The 15272-nt window shown below is 62.0% G+C and carries 15 protein-coding genes; 8 read left to right on the top strand and 7 right to left on the bottom strand.

Annotation, left to right across the window (positions count from 1 at the left end):
- The first annotated feature begins 5 nt into the window (after nt 1–5).
- The 6 genes from mdcC to QRQ56_RS33765 are packed head-to-tail and all read left to right on the top strand — an operon-like array spanning nt 6 to nt 4381.
- Nucleotides 6–323 carry a malonate decarboxylase acyl carrier protein gene (gene mdcC, locus QRQ56_RS33790; RefSeq protein WP_438745745.1) on the top strand — a complete coding sequence of 106 codons (318 nt, stop codon included), beginning with the start codon at nt 6–8 and terminating at the stop codon, nt 321–323.
- Nucleotides 320–1234, top strand: a complete 915-nt coding sequence (locus QRQ56_RS33785) for a biotin-independent malonate decarboxylase subunit beta (protein WP_438745744.1) — start codon at nt 320–322, stop codon at nt 1232–1234. Before mdcC ends, QRQ56_RS33785 begins: the two co-directional genes overlap by 4 nt.
- Nucleotides 1221–1958, top strand: coding sequence for a biotin-independent malonate decarboxylase subunit gamma (gene mdcE, locus QRQ56_RS33780; protein WP_438745743.1), 738 nt, complete (start codon nt 1221–1223; stop codon nt 1956–1958). The genes QRQ56_RS33785 and mdcE overlap by 14 nt, the downstream gene beginning before the upstream one ends.
- A complete protein-coding gene (mdcG, locus tag QRQ56_RS33775; protein WP_438745742.1) occupies nt 1951–2598 on the top strand; it encodes a malonate decarboxylase holo-[acyl-carrier-protein] synthase in 648 nt (215 codons plus the stop codon). The genes mdcE and mdcG overlap by 8 nt, the downstream gene beginning before the upstream one ends.
- Complete coding sequence (gene mdcB / locus QRQ56_RS33770; RefSeq protein WP_438745741.1) at nt 2595–3443, top strand: triphosphoribosyl-dephospho-CoA synthase MdcB; 849 nt, start codon at nt 2595–2597, stop codon at nt 3441–3443. Before mdcG ends, mdcB begins: the two co-directional genes overlap by 4 nt.
- The gene (locus QRQ56_RS33765; protein WP_438745740.1) at nt 3443–4381 is read left to right on the top strand and encodes an acyltransferase domain-containing protein; all 939 of its coding nucleotides are present in this window, start codon (nt 3443–3445) and stop codon (nt 4379–4381) included. Before mdcB ends, QRQ56_RS33765 begins: the two co-directional genes overlap by 1 nt.
- 30 nt (nt 4382–4411) lie before the next feature.
- On the opposite strand, the gene QRQ56_RS33760 is transcribed toward QRQ56_RS33765, so the two are convergent.
- The 6 genes from QRQ56_RS33760 to QRQ56_RS33735 all read right to left on the bottom strand — a co-directional run bounded on the left by QRQ56_RS33760 (nt 4412) and on the right by QRQ56_RS33735 (nt 12019).
- Nucleotides 4412–6166: an FAD-dependent oxidoreductase gene (locus QRQ56_RS33760; protein ID WP_438745739.1), complete on the bottom strand. Its 1755-nt coding sequence runs from the start codon at nt 6164–6166 to the stop codon at nt 4412–4414.
- Nucleotides 6167–6238: 72 nt separating this feature from the next.
- The gene (locus QRQ56_RS33755; protein WP_438745738.1) at nt 6239–7087 is read right to left on the bottom strand and encodes a sugar phosphate isomerase/epimerase family protein; all 849 of its coding nucleotides are present in this window, start codon (nt 7085–7087) and stop codon (nt 6239–6241) included.
- Nucleotides 7088–7144: 57 nt separating this feature from the next.
- Nucleotides 7145–8215, bottom strand: a complete 1071-nt coding sequence (locus QRQ56_RS33750) for an ABC transporter substrate-binding protein (RefSeq protein WP_438745737.1) — start codon at nt 8213–8215, stop codon at nt 7145–7147.
- 94 nt (nt 8216–8309) lie between these two features.
- On the bottom strand, nt 8310–9383 hold the full coding sequence (locus tag QRQ56_RS33745; RefSeq protein ID WP_438745736.1) for an ABC transporter ATP-binding protein: 1074 nt from the start codon (nt 9381–9383) through the stop codon (nt 8310–8312).
- A 28-nt stretch (nt 9384–9411) separates the two neighbouring features.
- Nucleotides 9412–11142, bottom strand: coding sequence for an ABC transporter permease (locus QRQ56_RS33740; protein ID WP_438745735.1), 1731 nt, complete (start codon nt 11140–11142; stop codon nt 9412–9414).
- A 121-nt stretch (nt 11143–11263) separates the two neighbouring features.
- Nucleotides 11264–12019, bottom strand: a complete 756-nt coding sequence (locus tag QRQ56_RS33735; RefSeq protein WP_438745734.1) for an SDR family NAD(P)-dependent oxidoreductase — start codon at nt 12017–12019, stop codon at nt 11264–11266.
- Between the two features lie 178 nt (nt 12020–12197).
- Between QRQ56_RS33735 and QRQ56_RS33730 the strand changes: the two genes are divergently transcribed.
- On the top strand, nt 12198–13241 hold the full coding sequence (locus QRQ56_RS33730) for a LacI family DNA-binding transcriptional regulator (protein ID WP_438745733.1): 1044 nt from the start codon (nt 12198–12200) through the stop codon (nt 13239–13241).
- A gap of 168 nt (nt 13242–13409) precedes the next feature.
- Here the strand turns inward: QRQ56_RS33730 and QRQ56_RS33725 are convergent, their stop codons facing one another.
- The gene (locus tag QRQ56_RS33725; protein WP_438745732.1) at nt 13410–14984 is read right to left on the bottom strand and encodes a TonB-dependent receptor; all 1575 of its coding nucleotides are present in this window, start codon (nt 14982–14984) and stop codon (nt 13410–13412) included.
- Between the two features lie 18 nt (nt 14985–15002).
- On the opposite strand from QRQ56_RS33725, the gene QRQ56_RS33720 reads away from it, so the two are divergent.
- Nucleotides 15003–15254 (top strand): hypothetical protein, encoded by a 252-nt coding sequence (locus QRQ56_RS33720; protein ID WP_438745731.1) that lies wholly within the window; start codon nt 15003–15005, stop codon nt 15252–15254.
- Nucleotides 15255–15272: the final 18 nt, after the last annotated feature.

The raw sequence follows: 15272 nt of genomic DNA, 5'->3' as shown, positions 1-15272 counted from the left end.
TTTGCATGGAAAAGCTCAGCTTCAGACTGACCGCTGCAAGATCCGCCGGCGGCACCCGCGCGCAGGCGATCGTCGGCGTCGTCGCCTCCGGCAATCTCGAAGTGCTGCTGGAACGGACCTCGCCGGCCGACGTCTGCACCATCGACATCGCGACGGCGGCGCACGGCTTCGGCATGGTGTGGGATGCCGTGGTCCGCGACTTCGTCGCACGCCGCTCCGCCGGCGGCTTGCGCATCTCCATCAATGACGGCGGCGCCCGGCCCGACACGGTGGCGCTGCGCCTTGCCCAGGGCGTCCGCAAGATCGAGGAGCCGGAACGATGACAGCCCTCACCGCCAACGACGTCTCGCTGAGCTGGTACGAGGCGAGCGCCCGGCAACGCATCGACGCGCTGGTCGATGCCGGCAGCTTCTGCGAATTCATCGGTCCGGAGCTGCGCGAGATCAGCCCGCATCTGTCGATCTTCGACCTGCCGGAGCAGTTCGACGACGGCATCGTCATCGGGCGCGGCCGTCTCGACGGCACGCCGGTGCTCGTTGCCGCACAGGAGGGCCGCTTCATGGGCGGCGCCTTCGGCGAAGTCCATGGCGCGAAGCTCACCGGCTTGATGCGCGCGGCGCTGACGCTGAAGCAGGACGTGCTGATCCTGTTCGACACCGGCGGCGTGCGGCTCCAGGAGGCCAATGCCGGCGAGCTCGCGATCGCGGAGATCATGCGCGCGGTGATCGAGGCGCGCCGTGCCGGCGTCAACGTCGTCGGCCTGATCGGCGGCCGCGCCGGCTGCTACGGCGGCGGCAGCCTGATCGCCGGTACCTGCTCGCGCCTGATCATCTCCGAACAGGGGCGACTCAGCGTCAGCGGCCCCGAGGTGATCGAGACCAACAAGGGCATTGAGGAATTCGATTCGCGCGACCGCGCACTGGTGTGGCGGACCATGGGCGGCAAGCACCGCTATCTGATCGGCGGCGCCGACATGTTCGTCGATGACGAGGCGCTGGCGTTTCGCGAGGCTGCGAGCGCGGCGCTCAGGCGCGAGAAGCGATGCGACGTTGCGGTGCTCGAAGCCGAGCAGGCGCGCCTCGCGCGGCGGCTGCAGCGCTTTGGCGAGGCCGAGGATGCCGTCGAGATCTGGCAGGCGCTCGGCATCGACGATCCGGCCGATGTTCCCGCAATTCCGACCAGCGCGTTTCTTCGCGCGGCCACCACCAGGGAGAACGCCGATGACGCTCGATGACATCCTGGCCGGCCTGTTCCCGAACGGCCGCAAGATCGAAACCACGGGCGTGCTGATCGCGGGACAGGCGACGCTGCCCAACGCCGGACCGATTCACCTGATCGGCGTCACGCAAGGGCAGCCGCTCGGCGTGGACGAAGCGATCGTGCTCGCAGGGCACGTGATCGAGATCGTCAAGTCAGGGCATCGGGCGCCGATCCTGCTCCTGGTCGATTCCGCCAGCCAGCGCATGAGCAAGCGCGACGAGCTGCTCGGCCTCAGCGAATATCTGTCGCATCTCGCCAAGGCGCTGCTGCTGGCCGAAGCCGAAGGACATCGCACTATCGGCCTGCTCTATGGCGGCAGCGCCGCCGGTGCATTCATCGCCACCGCGCTTGCCACCGGCACGCTGGTGGCGCTGCCCGGCGCGCATCCCGCGGTGATGGATCTACCGTCGATGGCGCGCGTCACCAAGCTTCCGATCGACGTGCTCAAAGCCAAGGCGGAGGCGACGCCGGTGTTCGCGCCCGGGCTCGACAATATGGTGCTGACAGGCGGCGTTCACGTCGTCTGGGACGAGACCGCGCCGCTGGCGCCGCAGCTTGCGGAGGTGCTGCGACGGCCGCAGGGGCAGGATGAGCGCGGCCGGCTCGGCGCAGAACACGGCGGACGGCGGAAAGCGGCCGAACTTGCCGAGCGCGTTGCGTTCGCAGCGGCCTCACATCAGGGAGCGCGACATGGCTGAGCCGCTCGCGCGCCACAGCATGGTGAAGGCATCGACGGCCGGATGGGCCGCTGTGATGACCCGCTGTCCGGAACTCGCCGGCGAGCCGATGGTCGCGGGCTGGGCACACGCCGGCCGTCCCCTCGTCGTTCGCCGGCCGGCTTGCAGCGACACCGCCGGTATGATCCCGCTCGGTCTGCCGCTGCCGCCGAGCCTCGGCAAACGGCGCATTGCGGTCTCGCTCACGGCGGCCGAGATCGTCGCGTCCGCGCCGCCGCCTTTGCTGACCGATGCCGCGAATGCTGCGCCCGCGACCTGGCGCGAGCCGATCGAGAAGCTGCTCCAGCTGCTACCGGAGACCCGGACCTATGGCAGCCTGGCCTGGCAGCACCTGACTGGCCTGCCCTATCTCTCGGACGGTTCGGATCTCGATTTGCTCTGGCCGCTGTCGTCGGCCGAACAAGCCGGCACGTTGTTGTCCGGCATCGCTGGGATCGCCAGGCAAGCGCCGATGCGACTGGACGGCGAGATCACAGGTCCCGCCGGCGGCGTTCAATGGCGTGAGCTGACCGGCACCGACGAAGACGAAGTCCTTGTGAAGGGCGAGCGAGGCGTCACCACGATGACGCGCGCGGCCTTCCTCACGGGTCTCGCGTCATGACTCAGGTGCTCAGGTGGCAATCGCGGCCGAACCGTGCGCTCGATGCGGCGCAGCTCGGCCACCTCGCTTCACTTTGCCTGAAGCTCGAAGTCGAAACCCATCCGAAGCCCGGCCTCGTCAGCCATGTCGACAACGGTGCGCACCGCGACATGGACGCCGCGCTGTTGTGCCTCAGCGCCGAAACCCTGACGGCGTTCTTCGGCGAGCTCGCCGCCGCGGGCGCTGAGGGTTCCGGCATGAGCCGACTTCGCGCCATCGGCGTTGCCGCCGAGCGCGCGATGCTGGCCGCGACGCAGGGCGTCAACACGCATCGCGGCGCGATCTTCGGGCTAGGCCTGCTCTGCGCCGCGGCCGGATACCGGAACGCCGTCGGCATCCGCAAGTCGCTCGGCCGTCTGGTCTCAGAGCGTTGGGGCCACGACATCCTGTCAGGCCCGGTCTCGCTGCGGAGCCATGGCGCGGTGGCCGCGCGCCGCTACGGCGCCGGCGGCGCCAGGGTGGAGGCCGCCAATGGCTTTCCGTCGGTCTACGACATCGCCCTGCCCGCGCTGCAGGCAGCGCGCGAACGTGCGCCTCATGACGAGGAAGCCGTGCGCGTTGAAACCTGCATGAGGTTGATCGCCGACGTCACCGACACCAACCTGCTGCATCGGGGCGGAGCCGAAGGATTGCGCTTCGCCCAAGAGAGCGCCTCGAGCTTCCTCGCCGCCGGCGGCGTCGGGTCGCCGGAATGGCGCGCGCGTGCTACCGACATTCATCAGGCGCTCGTCGCCCGTAATCTCAGCCCCGGCGGCTCCGCGGACCTGCTCGCGATGGCGCTGTTCGTCGATCGGCTGGAGGTCTGATGCTGGCCCTGCTCTGCGGCGGACAAGGTACGTTGTCGGACAAGATGTTCGATCTTGTCGCGGACCAGCCTACTGCCGAGCCGATCTTTGCCGCGGCGGCCCCCGTTCTCGGCGCTGACCCGCGGGACGTCATCCGGACCCGTACCGCGGATGAACTCTCCGTCAATCGTGCCAGCCAGATCCTGACGGTGACTTCGGCGCTCGCGGTCCACGCCTGCATCGCCGACCTGCTGACTGAGCAAACCGCCGTCACCGGCTACAGCGTCGGCGAAATGGCGGCCTGGAGCATCGCTGGCGTCTGGACCGCCGACGAAGCGCTGCGGCTCACCGATATTCGCGCCCGCCTGATGCAAGATGCGGCGGGGCCCGATGGCCGCCTCGGCTACGTCCGCGGGCTTGACCGTTCCGCGCTCCAATATTTGCTCGACAAACACCACTGCGAGATCGCGATCGTCAATCCGGATCTTCTGTTTGTGGTGGGCGGTACAGAGCAGGACGTGATCGACCTCTGCCATGAGGCGGAGGAAGGATCTGCACGCACCGGCCTTCTCGCCGTCAGAATCGCCTCGCACACGGCTCGCCTCGAGCAGGCCTGGAAGCCGTTGCAACAAGCGCTCGACCACAGCGCCCTTTCCGCTATCGCAGACAGCCGACTCCTGCTCGCTGGAGGCGACGGCGAGCGGATCTTCTCTGCAACCTGTGCGACCGCAAAGCTGGCGCGCCAAGTCGCCCGGCCGATCGACTGGTCGGCTACGTTGGAAGCCGTGGCAGAGCTTGGCGTGACCCGGGTTCTGGACTTGGGTCCGGGACATGCACTTGCAGAGATGATGCAAGCCTTTCAACCGACAGTTCGGTGCTATGCCGCAGATGGATTTCGCACACTGGACGGCTTGCGAAACTGGATCACGTCCGAAAGGCCAAGCATTTATTGTAGCTGAGCCCCCTTTTCCCGATCCAGCTTCGGGTCTTTACCCCTCAACGAGACCGCGGCGCATCGTTGCGTCATCGTCGTCGGTTGGGTCGGCGAGGTAACGGCCGACGATATAGCCGAAGGTCATAGCTGGCCCGAGATTGATGCCGCCTGAAGGGTAGTAACCGCCCATCACGCTCGCCATATCGGCCCCGACCGCGTGCAGCTTCGGTATTGGTCGGCCTTGACGGTCGAGCACCCGCGTAAGTTCATCCGTTTTCAGGCCGGCAAACGTGCCGAAGCTGCCTGGCAGTACCTTCACAGCGTAGAATGGTCCAAATTCGATCGGCGCGACGCAGGGATTGGGTTTCACGCTCGCATCGCCCCCCCTGCGGTTGAATGGCGTCGAGCCGCGACCGAACGCAGGATCCTCGCCCCGTCGCGCGTGATGATTGTATTCGTCGAGCGTCCGGCACAGTCCTTCCGGATCAATGCCGCAGGCGCGCGCCAATTCTTCCGGAGTCCGGCCGACTTTGATGTAGCCGGACCGAATATAGGGCGCAGCCGGCAAGGGGCTTGGTCGCGAGATGCCGAGACCGTACCGTCGCTGGAAGCCGCGGGTGCAGATCAGCCAAGAGGCCACTTCCCGACCCGGCGGCGTTTCACGGATCATGGCACTGACGTAATCGTAGTAGCCGTTCGCCTCGTTCACGAAACGGCGTCCATCGGCAAGGACCGCAACAATGCCGGGCTTCGCTCGCTCGATGATGTGGGGAAAGCGGCCCACCGTGCCATCCGAATAGGGAACCAACGATACCGGGCACCAGGCGCTTGGAGAAGCGAGGGATTTGTCAACTTGACCGCCCGCCTCTTCGCCGAGACGCAGACCGTCGCCGGAGGCGCAGTCCGGCGTGACCGACCAATGTTCCTCCCCGGAAGGCGTATAGCCGAACAGCTCGCGTCGGCGCTCCCGATCATGCGGAAACCCGCCGCCGGCCAGAATCGTCCCGCGACGAGCGTGAATTGCGTAATCGGCGTTCGGACCGCCAACAACCGCGCCTGTCACCACGCCATTCTCGACGGTGAGACGCCTCGCCGGCGCCGACACGCGGATCTCGACGCCGAGTTCGGCGGCAGAGAGGCCGAGCCGCGCCGCCAATGCATTACCGTTCACGAGTTGGGTCGCCCGACCAAACAGTGCCAGGTCGATGAGGTGGCGACCAACCCGCCTGGCAACATGGAGCGCGGAGCGAGCCGAGCGCGTGACACTCATGAACGCCGCGAGATCCGCGCCCGCCATGATCGGCAATCCCAGGAACGCCGTTTCGCGCAGCGGTCGCCGCAGCTTGTCGAACAACTCCCCGAGCTTACGCCCGTCAAGAGGCGCCGCGCAGACTTGGTGTCCGCCTGTCGCGGCGCCCGGCGTCGCGCCATGCATATCCGGGATGGCGTTGCCGTCCACGAACTGAAGCTTGGTGTGACGCTCGAAGAACGCGACCATACGCGGTGCTGCATCGAGAAAGGCATCCACCTTGGCGGGTTCGTATTGATTGCCGAGCTCGTTGCGGAGATAGGTGCGCGGGCCCTCCGGATCTTCGTGGATGCCGGCGCGGCGGGCAAGCGGATTGCCGGGGACCCACATCCAGCCGCCCGACCATGCCGTCGCGCCACCAAACACGGGCTCCTTCTCGACGACGATCACCTTCAGTCCATGCCACGCGGCGGTGACGGCCGCCGACAAACCGCCCGCCCCTGAGCCGATGACGAGAACATCGCACTCATCCGGACCGCTGGGGTCTGTCGTCAAGGGCATGTTGATATCCTCTTTCGGCGCACGATTGGTCAGAATACACCGCGATCACTCAGTCGGTTCACCGCGGCGGCGCTACCTCGCTGCATGCCGCTCGAAGAACCCTCTGGACGCATCGGCAGCGGAATGGATACGCCGCGTGGTCGACCAATTTGCTTCAGCCGCAATCGGCGTCTCGATCACGAGCTGCGTTGCCTCCGGAAGCGCGTCCACGAGTTCATGAAGCGGTATGCTCCCTTCGCCAAGATGCAGACGTGAGCCGCGAGCTTCGGTCGGCAGATCCTTCAGTTCAGGAGAGGTCTGAACCGCATCGGAGAGCTGCGCATACGCTATACGGTTGGCCGAGACGCCAGCGACGTCTTTCGGCGTGCCACCTCCACGGTAGAGATGCAGCGTATCGATAATCAATCCGGCATTAGGACGGCCTGCCGCCTCGATCAAATCAAGAGCATCCCTCCAAGTGCGGATGTCGCGGTAGAGCATGAACTCGACACCGACATGCAACCCGAACCGGGCCGCCTCATCGCAGAGGCGGCCGAACAGATCGATACGCTGCGCCGGCTCGAGAAATGCGCCGTTCCCGATCACCTCTGTGCCGATCGAAGAAATATGCGTGGCACCCAGTTCCGCCGCAACTTCGAGCGCGGGACGAAACCTCTCTAGATTGGTGACTGGTGAAAGGATAAACGCTTCAACATCGAATACGCGTATGTTGTGCGCCTTCAGCGCCGATTTAACTTTGCGGATCACCTCAGGCCGACCGACAATCTCGTGCTGCAGCGGTTGCGCGGTGGCACTCATTAACAAGAGACCCACCGCGCCGAAGCCGCTTGCTGCAGCCCCTTCTATAAGTTCGACCGGATCAACGCGACCGACAGTCAGATTGGCAATCGAGACCTGACTGAGTGTAGCTTGGCTTTTCATCTACAATTCCCTCTGCGGCACGCTGATCTCGGTTGCCAGTTGCTTCACCGCGAACTCTTAGCGATAGCTGAAGCCGGTGCTTGCCGCCCACAAGCTCAGGATGGGGTCGCGATCCTTGAGTGCTTTTTCCAGATCCAGATCGAGGAGCTTAACGTCAGCCAGCACGGGGATACCCTTTGGCGAGGCGACGCCATTGCGCACCGGGTACACACCGGCTTCGGCAAAGATCGTCTGCATCTCGTGGCCCAGCGCGAAATCGGCCAGCAAACGAGCCGCGTTCGGATGCGGCGCGTTCTTGCCAATGCCGATCGCATTGAACTGAGCAACCCCACCGGACACCGGCACTGCCATGGTGACCGGAGCACCCTTGGCGATGATGCCGGAGATCGCAGTCGTGATGTTGAAGAAGTCAAGCGGCCGTTCACCGGTCTGCAGCTTCGTGGCCATGACGCCCATCGAAGGATTCAATTCACCCTTGGCGCTCCGGAAGCCCTTGAGGATAGCACCGCCTTTTTCGGGGCCGAATGTCTGATAGATCGCTGCAACGGTCGCGAACGTCGCCGAGGACGAGCCCGGATTCGACATAGCGCCGAGGCCATCCCATTCGGCCGGCGGGCTGATGTAATCAGTCCAATCCTTCGGCACTTTCTTGTTGGCCATGGATTCGTGATTGTAGGCAAACAGAATGAGGTTTCCATTGCCGCGAACATAGCCGCCGCCTGGTGGAAGGCCGAGCTTGCTTAAACTCCCGGCTTCATCGCTCGTAAAGTCCGTCAGGTAGCCCGAAGTCTTCGCCGTAATGACGGTATCCTCAGCCTGATACAGGACATCCAACAGCGGTTTTCCGGCTGTGTTCTCGGCGACGAAGCGATTGTATATCTGCCACGCATCACCGGTGGCGGACGTGACTTTGATTTTCGGGTATTTGACACCAAACGCCTTGATCAACAACGGAACGGTGAATGGGTCGCCGTAGACGACCAACTGGCCTTCCTTTTCTGCTGCCGCGACGAGTGCTGTATCGGCCGCGCGGGCCAACTGGGCAGTGGGCAATCCACCCAGCGCGCCGAGGACACCTGCGACTGCCAAACTATGAAGTACCTTGTCGCGAACCGTTTTAATTCCCATCGCTTTTCTCCCTTCAATCACATGATGAATTTATTGTTTATCCCGCTCCGATTGGACGGCGCTCTGGCGCGGAACACTCCAAAGCCACGTCTCGCTAGATCTCGCTGTCGAACAGATGGACTTGCTCGGGAGCGATAGAGAGCGAGAGTTGATCGTTGACGGCGAACCGTTCGTATCCGTAAGTCACGACCAATTGGGGCCCTATTGGCGTGTCGACACGTAGCTCCCGCCGGTCGCCGACAAACGTGACTTCTTGAACGTTGGCCGAGAGACCGGAACCGGCGCCCTTCGCCACGCGCCACGATTCCGGCCGCACCATGCACAAGGCGTCGCGCTGCGAGGACGCATTCGCCATCAGACCTTCTGAGATGATTTCTCCGGATGGCAATGCGGTGACACTCGCCCCGTGTTGGTTCGGGCGTACCGCTACCCGAAACAGGTTCGCCTTACCCAGGAATTCCGCGACGTAGCGAGCCGTTGGCCGGAAATACAGTTCCTCCGGCGGCCCCTTTTGGACCACCTTGCCTTTGCTGAAGAGAAAGATCTCGTCACCAAGCGACATCGCCTCTTCCTGATCGTGCGTGACGAACAGGATTGTGGCGGAGATCCGTTGCTGCAGTTGGCGAATCTCATGGCGCATCTCGACACGAAGCCGCGCATCGAGATTACTCAAAGGTTCATCCATCAGGATAAGCCTGGGATTGCCGACGAGGCACCGGGCAATTGAAACCCTTTGTTGCTGGCCGCCGGATAATTTCATGGCGCTCTTTTCGGCCTGATCGCTCAAGCCGACGATCTTGAGCGTGTCTTGCACACGCCGATCAATTTCGGCTTTGCCCAGCTTTTGCGCTCGCAGCGGCATAGCTACGTTGCCGGCGACTGTCAGGTGTGGCCAGATCGCATATGATTGGAACACCATACCAAGTCGCCGCTTCTCGGGCAGGACATCAACACCGCGCTCAGAACTGAAAACCGTGTCGTCGTCGATTTTGATCGAACCGCTGTTCGGTCGCTCCAACCCGGCAATACAGCGCAGCGTCGTTGTCTTGCCGCAGCCGCTGGCTCCCAGCAACACCGAGATCTTTCCGGCTTGAAATCCGACGCTTAGATCATCGATCGCTCGTAATGGACCGAACGCCTTCGTCAGCCCTTCCACTCGAACGCTCATGTCCTATCCCTCTCGTGGGCCGTCACGGTCAAACTGCCGCGACCTGCCGCTGTTTTGTTATGAGTGTCACGCTCCACATGACGCCCACGCCCATGACGAGCTGCAGCAATGAAAGGGCCGCAACCATAGAGAATTCACCGACAGCCCAGGTATCGAAGCTGAGGATGGATAACGTCCGCGTTTCCGCCGTATAGAGAGGAAGCACCATCGACAGCTCAGAGATAAAAATGCTGTACACCATGACCCAGCTCGAAATGATCGCCGGCATGACCAGAGGTAATGTCACACGGAACATCGTATTGCCCCAACCGAATCCCGAGATGCGGGCGCTCTCCTCGAGCTCGGGATGGATTTGAATGAGACTGCTGGTAATGGTGCGAACGGAATAGCTCACGTAGCGACCGACGAGGCCTACAATGATGATCCACATCGTTCCGTAGATACTGAATGGCATCCAGAGCCAAAAGAAACTCACTCCAAGCGCGAACGCGAGGCTTGGAACGGACATCGGTAGCAGCACCACGTGTTCGACAAGCCGGCGTCCCCACATCCGGGTCCGCGTCGTGATCCAGGCCACTGCCAGTCCCAGCGTCGTCGCGGCGGTTGCGGCCATAACCGTGATCAATAGGCTGTTGACGACTGTCGCCCGCACATCTTCTGACTGCCATAGAGTTTCTACGTTGGCCGATGTGAACCGGCCTGACCACGTAAACGTCGAAAACGCTGCCGCCGTGATAATGACGATTGGTCCAACGACGGTGAGCGTGAGATAGAGCCAAATGATCGCAGCGACGACATGGCGGCCGCCAGCGAGCTCAATGATTTTGGGCCTGAACCCCTTGCCAGTTACCGTGACGAAGGAACGTCCACGCAGTGCAATGCTCTGCAATATGTTTGCGAGCGTGGACATGAACATCAGGTAGATTGCGAGCACTGCAACTATCCCGAAGCTCGGCGGGAAATGCTGCAATTCCAGATAGATCCGCGACGTGATCAGATAGATTTCTTTCGTCATGCCTAGCAGCACGGGCGTGCCGAACAGCCCGATGCTGATTACGAAGGCGAGCACGGCTCCAGAGAGGATCGACGGCGCAACCACCGGCAGCGTGACGCTCAGCATAGTGCGCACACGGCTGAGCCCGCACACTTGTGCGGCCTCCTCAAGGCTCGGATCCATGTTCCGTAGCGCCGCCGCCACGATCATCATGACATAGGGCGCGATGTAGATACCTGTCGTCCAGATGATGCCGGTGTAGGTATAGATGTCCATCGGCTCGCCGAGCCCGAGGCCCCGCACCGGCAGATTGAACAGTCCCACCCGCGGTGCGCCGATCAAGACCCAGGCAAATGCACCAATGAACGGAGGGATGAAGATGGGCAACGTCGCCAGTTGCTCGAGCGTGCGCGCGAACGGAACGTTGGTGCGCACGAGACACCAGGCCAGAACCACGCCAATCATCGTGGCAAGCATCATTGCGCCGATGGAGATCACGACGGTGTTCCAAGTCGCCATCCAATAGCCCGGCTCGCTCAGAACGGCGTGCAACGCCCAGAGGGAAAGAACTGTGCGTCCATCTTGCGACTCTAGAAAGCCGCGGAGAACAAGAGCGACGAGCGGCATCAGCGCAAACACCGCCAAGATGACACAGAAGAGCGCCAGCCAACCTCGCTGCGCAAGGACGCGCGATGGTGTCGCCGCGAAGACCTTTCGGCGTCGCTCCGCACCCGAGCGCCGTGCTAACGTGGAAATGGAAAGCATTGTCTGTCCGGCCTCATGGGAACATCACATTGCAGCGTCGCGAATTTCGATGTGCCTGCTCTTGGTGTGCTTCGGGCCGACTGAAATTGTTCTCAGCCGGAAACATTGCATTCGGCGATTGCTAATAGGTCGCGCGTCCGCCAGTCAGATCGAAAGTAAAGCCTGTGGTGAAGCTGCAATCGGGGCTCGCTGCAAATGCGACCATCGCAGCCACTTCTGGAGCCGTTATGAAGCGCCCCATCGGAATCTTTGCTTTGATGGCGGAGATAAACTCAGGCGTCATCTCGCGAAGCAACTCGGTCTCTGCCATTGTCGGCGCGACGCAATTCACGAGTACACCCGATTTCGCAAGCTCCTTCGAAATCGACTTCGTATAGGCAATCACGCCGCCCTTCGCAGCTGCGTAAGCGCTGCCACCGGGATTACCTTCCTTACCCGCAATCGAAGCTATGTTGACGATACGGCCGTAAGCCTTTTCCCGCATATGAGGCACCACCGTACGGCAGCAATAGAACACGCCAGTCAGATCGATCGCGAGGACGCGATCCCAACTTTCGGTGGGGTACTCCCAGGCAGCAGCAATCGGACCGTTGATCCCGGCATTGTTGACCAAAATCTCAACCGAGCCTGTAGCAGCCAGCGTAGTCTGAAAGGCAAACTGAACCGCGGTCAGGTCCGCAACATTGACCGATTGTTGGAGCACTGGCGTGAAGCCGGCTGACGATCCATCGAAGGCTGGGATGTCCAGGTCCCAAAGGACGATCCGGCACCCCTCGGCCGACAGGCGTTGCGCAATGGCCAGGCCGAGGCCGCGAGCACCGCCAGTGACAATGGCGGTTTGCCCCTCAAGACTCCTGCGCGTGGCTGTGACGGTCATGATTTCGTTCTTCCCTTCGGCCCAATAAGGCTTGCACTTTTCTCCTGGATGGAAGCGCTTCCATAATGATTATTTGGCTTATTTCCCCGAGTCAAGGCTTTTTGGAAGCGCTTCCACGGACTATCATCCGATTCGACGGCGGAGCCGTTACCGCTGAGGTTGAACGAAGGTGTGAAGGTTGAGCCAGGAGACCGTCAAAGGCGCCATTCGCATCGCAGACGTGGCGCGCCACGCTAAGGTCGGAGCCGGAACCGTATCCCGAGTCCTCAATGGCTCCCAAAACGTCGCCCCGGAAACGCGCGACCGGGTTTTGGCAACGATCAGCAAGCTCGGCTACGTGCCCAATCTTGTGGCCCGCGGCTTGGCCGCCAACCGCACTGGCGTCATCGCGGCGATCATTCCGGTGATTGGTTATTCCCAGCATTCCGAGGTCATTCAGGGAATGACGGAAGTTCTCCACGAGCACGGGACGACCGTCATGATTGGCTCATCAGGCTACTCGCAGGACACCGAGGAAAAGATCGTCGCGACGTTCCTCGCGCGGCGTCCCGACGGCTTCTATGTGACCGGCACATGGCATTCCCAGAAAACCCGTAAGTTGCTGAGCGCAAGCAGCATACCCGTCGTCGAAGGAAGCAATCTGACCGACGATCCGATCGACACGGTCGTTGGCTATTCGAACTTTGCAGCCGCCAGGGAGCTGACCATGATGCTCATGATGCGAGGCTATCAGCGTATCGCGCACGTCACCGTCAAGCGCGATCTAAATGATCGCATCGGAGATCGATTGGTCGGTTATCGTGCTGCGTGCAGCGACCGAGAGAATACTCGGCCCACGCTGGTGATCGAATGCGAGAACAGCTTCACCGGCGGGGCGGATGCAGTCGCCTGGGCGCTGGAATCCTCCGACCCCATCGATGCACTGTTTTTTGCGACCGACGTGATGGCGGTCGGAGGCCTTCTCGAATGTCAGCGGCGCGGCATCGCGGTCCCCACGCAATTGGCAATTGCAGGATTTGACGATCTACCGATCGCATCATCCGTCATCCCCACTCTGACCACCGTACACGTCGATCGCGTCGGCATGGGGCGAAAGATCGCGGACGTGTTGTTGCAACGTATCAATGGTGAGCCTTCTCCATCCAACAGGATAGACGTCGGATTCCAGATCAGGGAGCGCAACAGCACCCTCAAGCCGGAGGCCTCTATAATTAACGCATAAAGGCGATGACTAGCGAAGAACGGTCGGCCAGTTCGCGCAGCTGCCGACATGCACCAAGTCGCAATCAGCGATGCGGACCTTCGCTAGTCTAGATTGAATGTAGTGCAACTCTCAGACGGGAGCGCCGGAGCAGGACCTCAGCTGGAATATTCGAGCTTTGATGTCGGGTCAAAATACCGTTGCAAACGTTACGCGCAAAGCTCTTGGTTCGGCCGGATGCACATGACGGTCGGCAATGCCGCCGATTGGTTCGCCGGGCAGCCGCGATAGATAGTAATATTCGATCTGGTTGGTCTGGGCGTCGAAAAGGTTAAGCAAGTCCAGGTGTAATCGAGCACCCGTTTCGAAGCGGTAGCCTGCGCGTGCATTGAAGATCAGGGAGGAAGCCGACCGAACGCTATCGTCCTCAATCAACGGACGGGGGCCGAAATAGCGCGCCTTCAGCGCGCCGAACCAGCCTGTTTCACGGCCGACGATGATGCTGCCGCTGGCGATCCATGCCGGAGCACCTGGAACGCGGTCGCCCACGGGATCGAAATCGCTGAAGCGCGCGCGGGTATAGGCAAGATCAAGGTCGAAAGTCAGCCAAGGCGCGGGCTTGTGACTATTGGTCCACTCCACCCCGAAACGTCGGCTCGGCCGGCTCGGTTCCGTCGTGCCCGCATCACCGACAAACAGGAGTTCAGAGTCAAAGTCGAGCACGAAGACTGCAACCGAACTGGTGAGGCCATCGATCACCCTGGTGCGGAGGCCGAGCTCGGCGCCGCGCGAACGCACTAGGAGCGGGACACGATCGAGCGGGGTTACCCTATCGCGTGGATCGACGCTAATGGTCGCGCCGCGGACATCATTGCTGTGCAGGCCGTAGCCGGCATTGCCGTAGAACTCGGTTTTGAACCAGGGACCAAAGACGATACCGGCCTTCGGGCTCATCATCGACGCCTGGGCCTTACCAGAATTCTGCGGCGTGTCGCTGAGAACGCGCCCGGCAAAGATGTCCTCGCGAATTCCAACAGTGGTCCGCAACCACTCGGCCCAGCGCGTGGTGCTATCCATCCAGAGGCCGACACTTCCTTCCCCCACGCGGTCCGCGCGTACGGTCGCAAGCCATCCGCGCTGCTCGGTCGTGAATAGGCCGACCTGGATATGGTCGTGGCGGCCCTGCACGCCAAAACGGGTCTGTGTTTCGAACCCACCAAAGCGCCAGTCGAATGCATGCCGCGCATCGAAACCGCCGAATGTGCGACGATCGAGCTGGCTGAACTGGTCGCCGTTCAGCGGATCATCGAGGACATAGGTGAAATTGTTGAAGAGCTGTAGCTCAGAACGGACGACATAGGCGCTGACATTGCTTTGACCGTATTCGCTTGAACGAGCCCAACTGCCGGAGAGGCTGAAGCGGCTGGAGGTGCCGCCGTCGGTCGGATCGAGCGAGCCGAAGCGGCCGATGACACCCAGATCGACGGCGCGCTGCGCGATCTGATCAGTCGAATTCCAGCCATTTGAGTAAGCCATTCCGGTGAGCCTAAACCCATCGGTTACGGTGCCCTGGCTATAGCGCAGGACGCTGTTGATCTTCCGCACATTGTCGGGCACGTCCCAGGGACCGTCGTATTTGCTGCTCTCGACCGCGGCGAGCAGTGCACCATCGCCCACCGCCGTTGAACCCGCCGCCAGCGCACGGCGATACCCAAAACCGCCAAACGTCATCTCTGCGATGTTTTTCGGTAGCTGCTCGATCACGCTGCCGGCAGCGTGATCGTGTCGATGCTCCCCGCTGAGACCATCGTGCACTGCATGACTGTGGCTGTGACGGGTGCCATCGGCGTGAACATGTTCGTGGACATGACCATGGTCGTGCGCATCGTCATGGGCGTGGTGGTGATCGTGACTGTGCATGACACCATCGCCGCGCAAATGATCATGTTTGAGGTGATGCGCGTGATCTTGGCTATGATCGTCGTGGTGAGAACGGCCGCTCATATCGATCTCCTTCCCGGTCTGAAGATTTAGGACGGTGGCGCCTCGCTT

Origin of the sequence: Bradyrhizobium sp. U531 (assembly GCF_051710265.1) — a bacterium.
In the GTDB taxonomy this organism is placed as follows: Bacteria; Pseudomonadota; Alphaproteobacteria; order Rhizobiales; family Xanthobacteraceae; genus Bradyrhizobium.
Note: the sequence above shows the minus strand (reverse complement) of the source record. Positions and strands in the feature narration are given on the sequence as shown.

Coding starts and splice junctions, on each gene's coding strand:
- mdcC (WP_438745745.1), top strand. CDS start 6: ATGGAAAAGCTCAGCTTCAGACTGACCGCTGCAAGATCCGCCGGCGGC.
- QRQ56_RS33785 (WP_438745744.1), top strand. CDS start 320: ATGACAGCCCTCACCGCCAACGACGTCTCGCTGAGCTGGTACGAGGCG.
- mdcE (WP_438745743.1), top strand. CDS start 1,221: ATGACGCTCGATGACATCCTGGCCGGCCTGTTCCCGAACGGCCGCAAG.
- mdcG (WP_438745742.1), top strand. CDS start 1,951: ATGGCTGAGCCGCTCGCGCGCCACAGCATGGTGAAGGCATCGACGGCC.
- mdcB (WP_438745741.1), top strand. CDS start 2,595: ATGACTCAGGTGCTCAGGTGGCAATCGCGGCCGAACCGTGCGCTCGAT.
- QRQ56_RS33765 (WP_438745740.1), top strand. CDS start 3,443: ATGCTGGCCCTGCTCTGCGGCGGACAAGGTACGTTGTCGGACAAGATG.
- QRQ56_RS33760 (WP_438745739.1), bottom strand. CDS start 6,166: ATGCCCTTGACGACAGACCCCAGCGGTCCGGATGAGTGCGATGTTCTC.
- QRQ56_RS33755 (WP_438745738.1), bottom strand. CDS start 7,087: ATGAAAAGCCAAGCTACACTCAGTCAGGTCTCGATTGCCAATCTGACT.
- QRQ56_RS33750 (WP_438745737.1), bottom strand. CDS start 8,215: ATGGGAATTAAAACGGTTCGCGACAAGGTACTTCATAGTTTGGCAGTC.
- QRQ56_RS33745 (WP_438745736.1), bottom strand. CDS start 9,383: ATGAGCGTTCGAGTGGAAGGGCTGACGAAGGCGTTCGGTCCATTACGA.
- QRQ56_RS33740 (WP_438745735.1), bottom strand. CDS start 11,142: ATGCTTTCCATTTCCACGTTAGCACGGCGCTCGGGTGCGGAGCGACGC.
- QRQ56_RS33735 (WP_438745734.1), bottom strand. CDS start 12,019: ATGACCGTCACAGCCACGCGCAGGAGTCTTGAGGGGCAAACCGCCATT.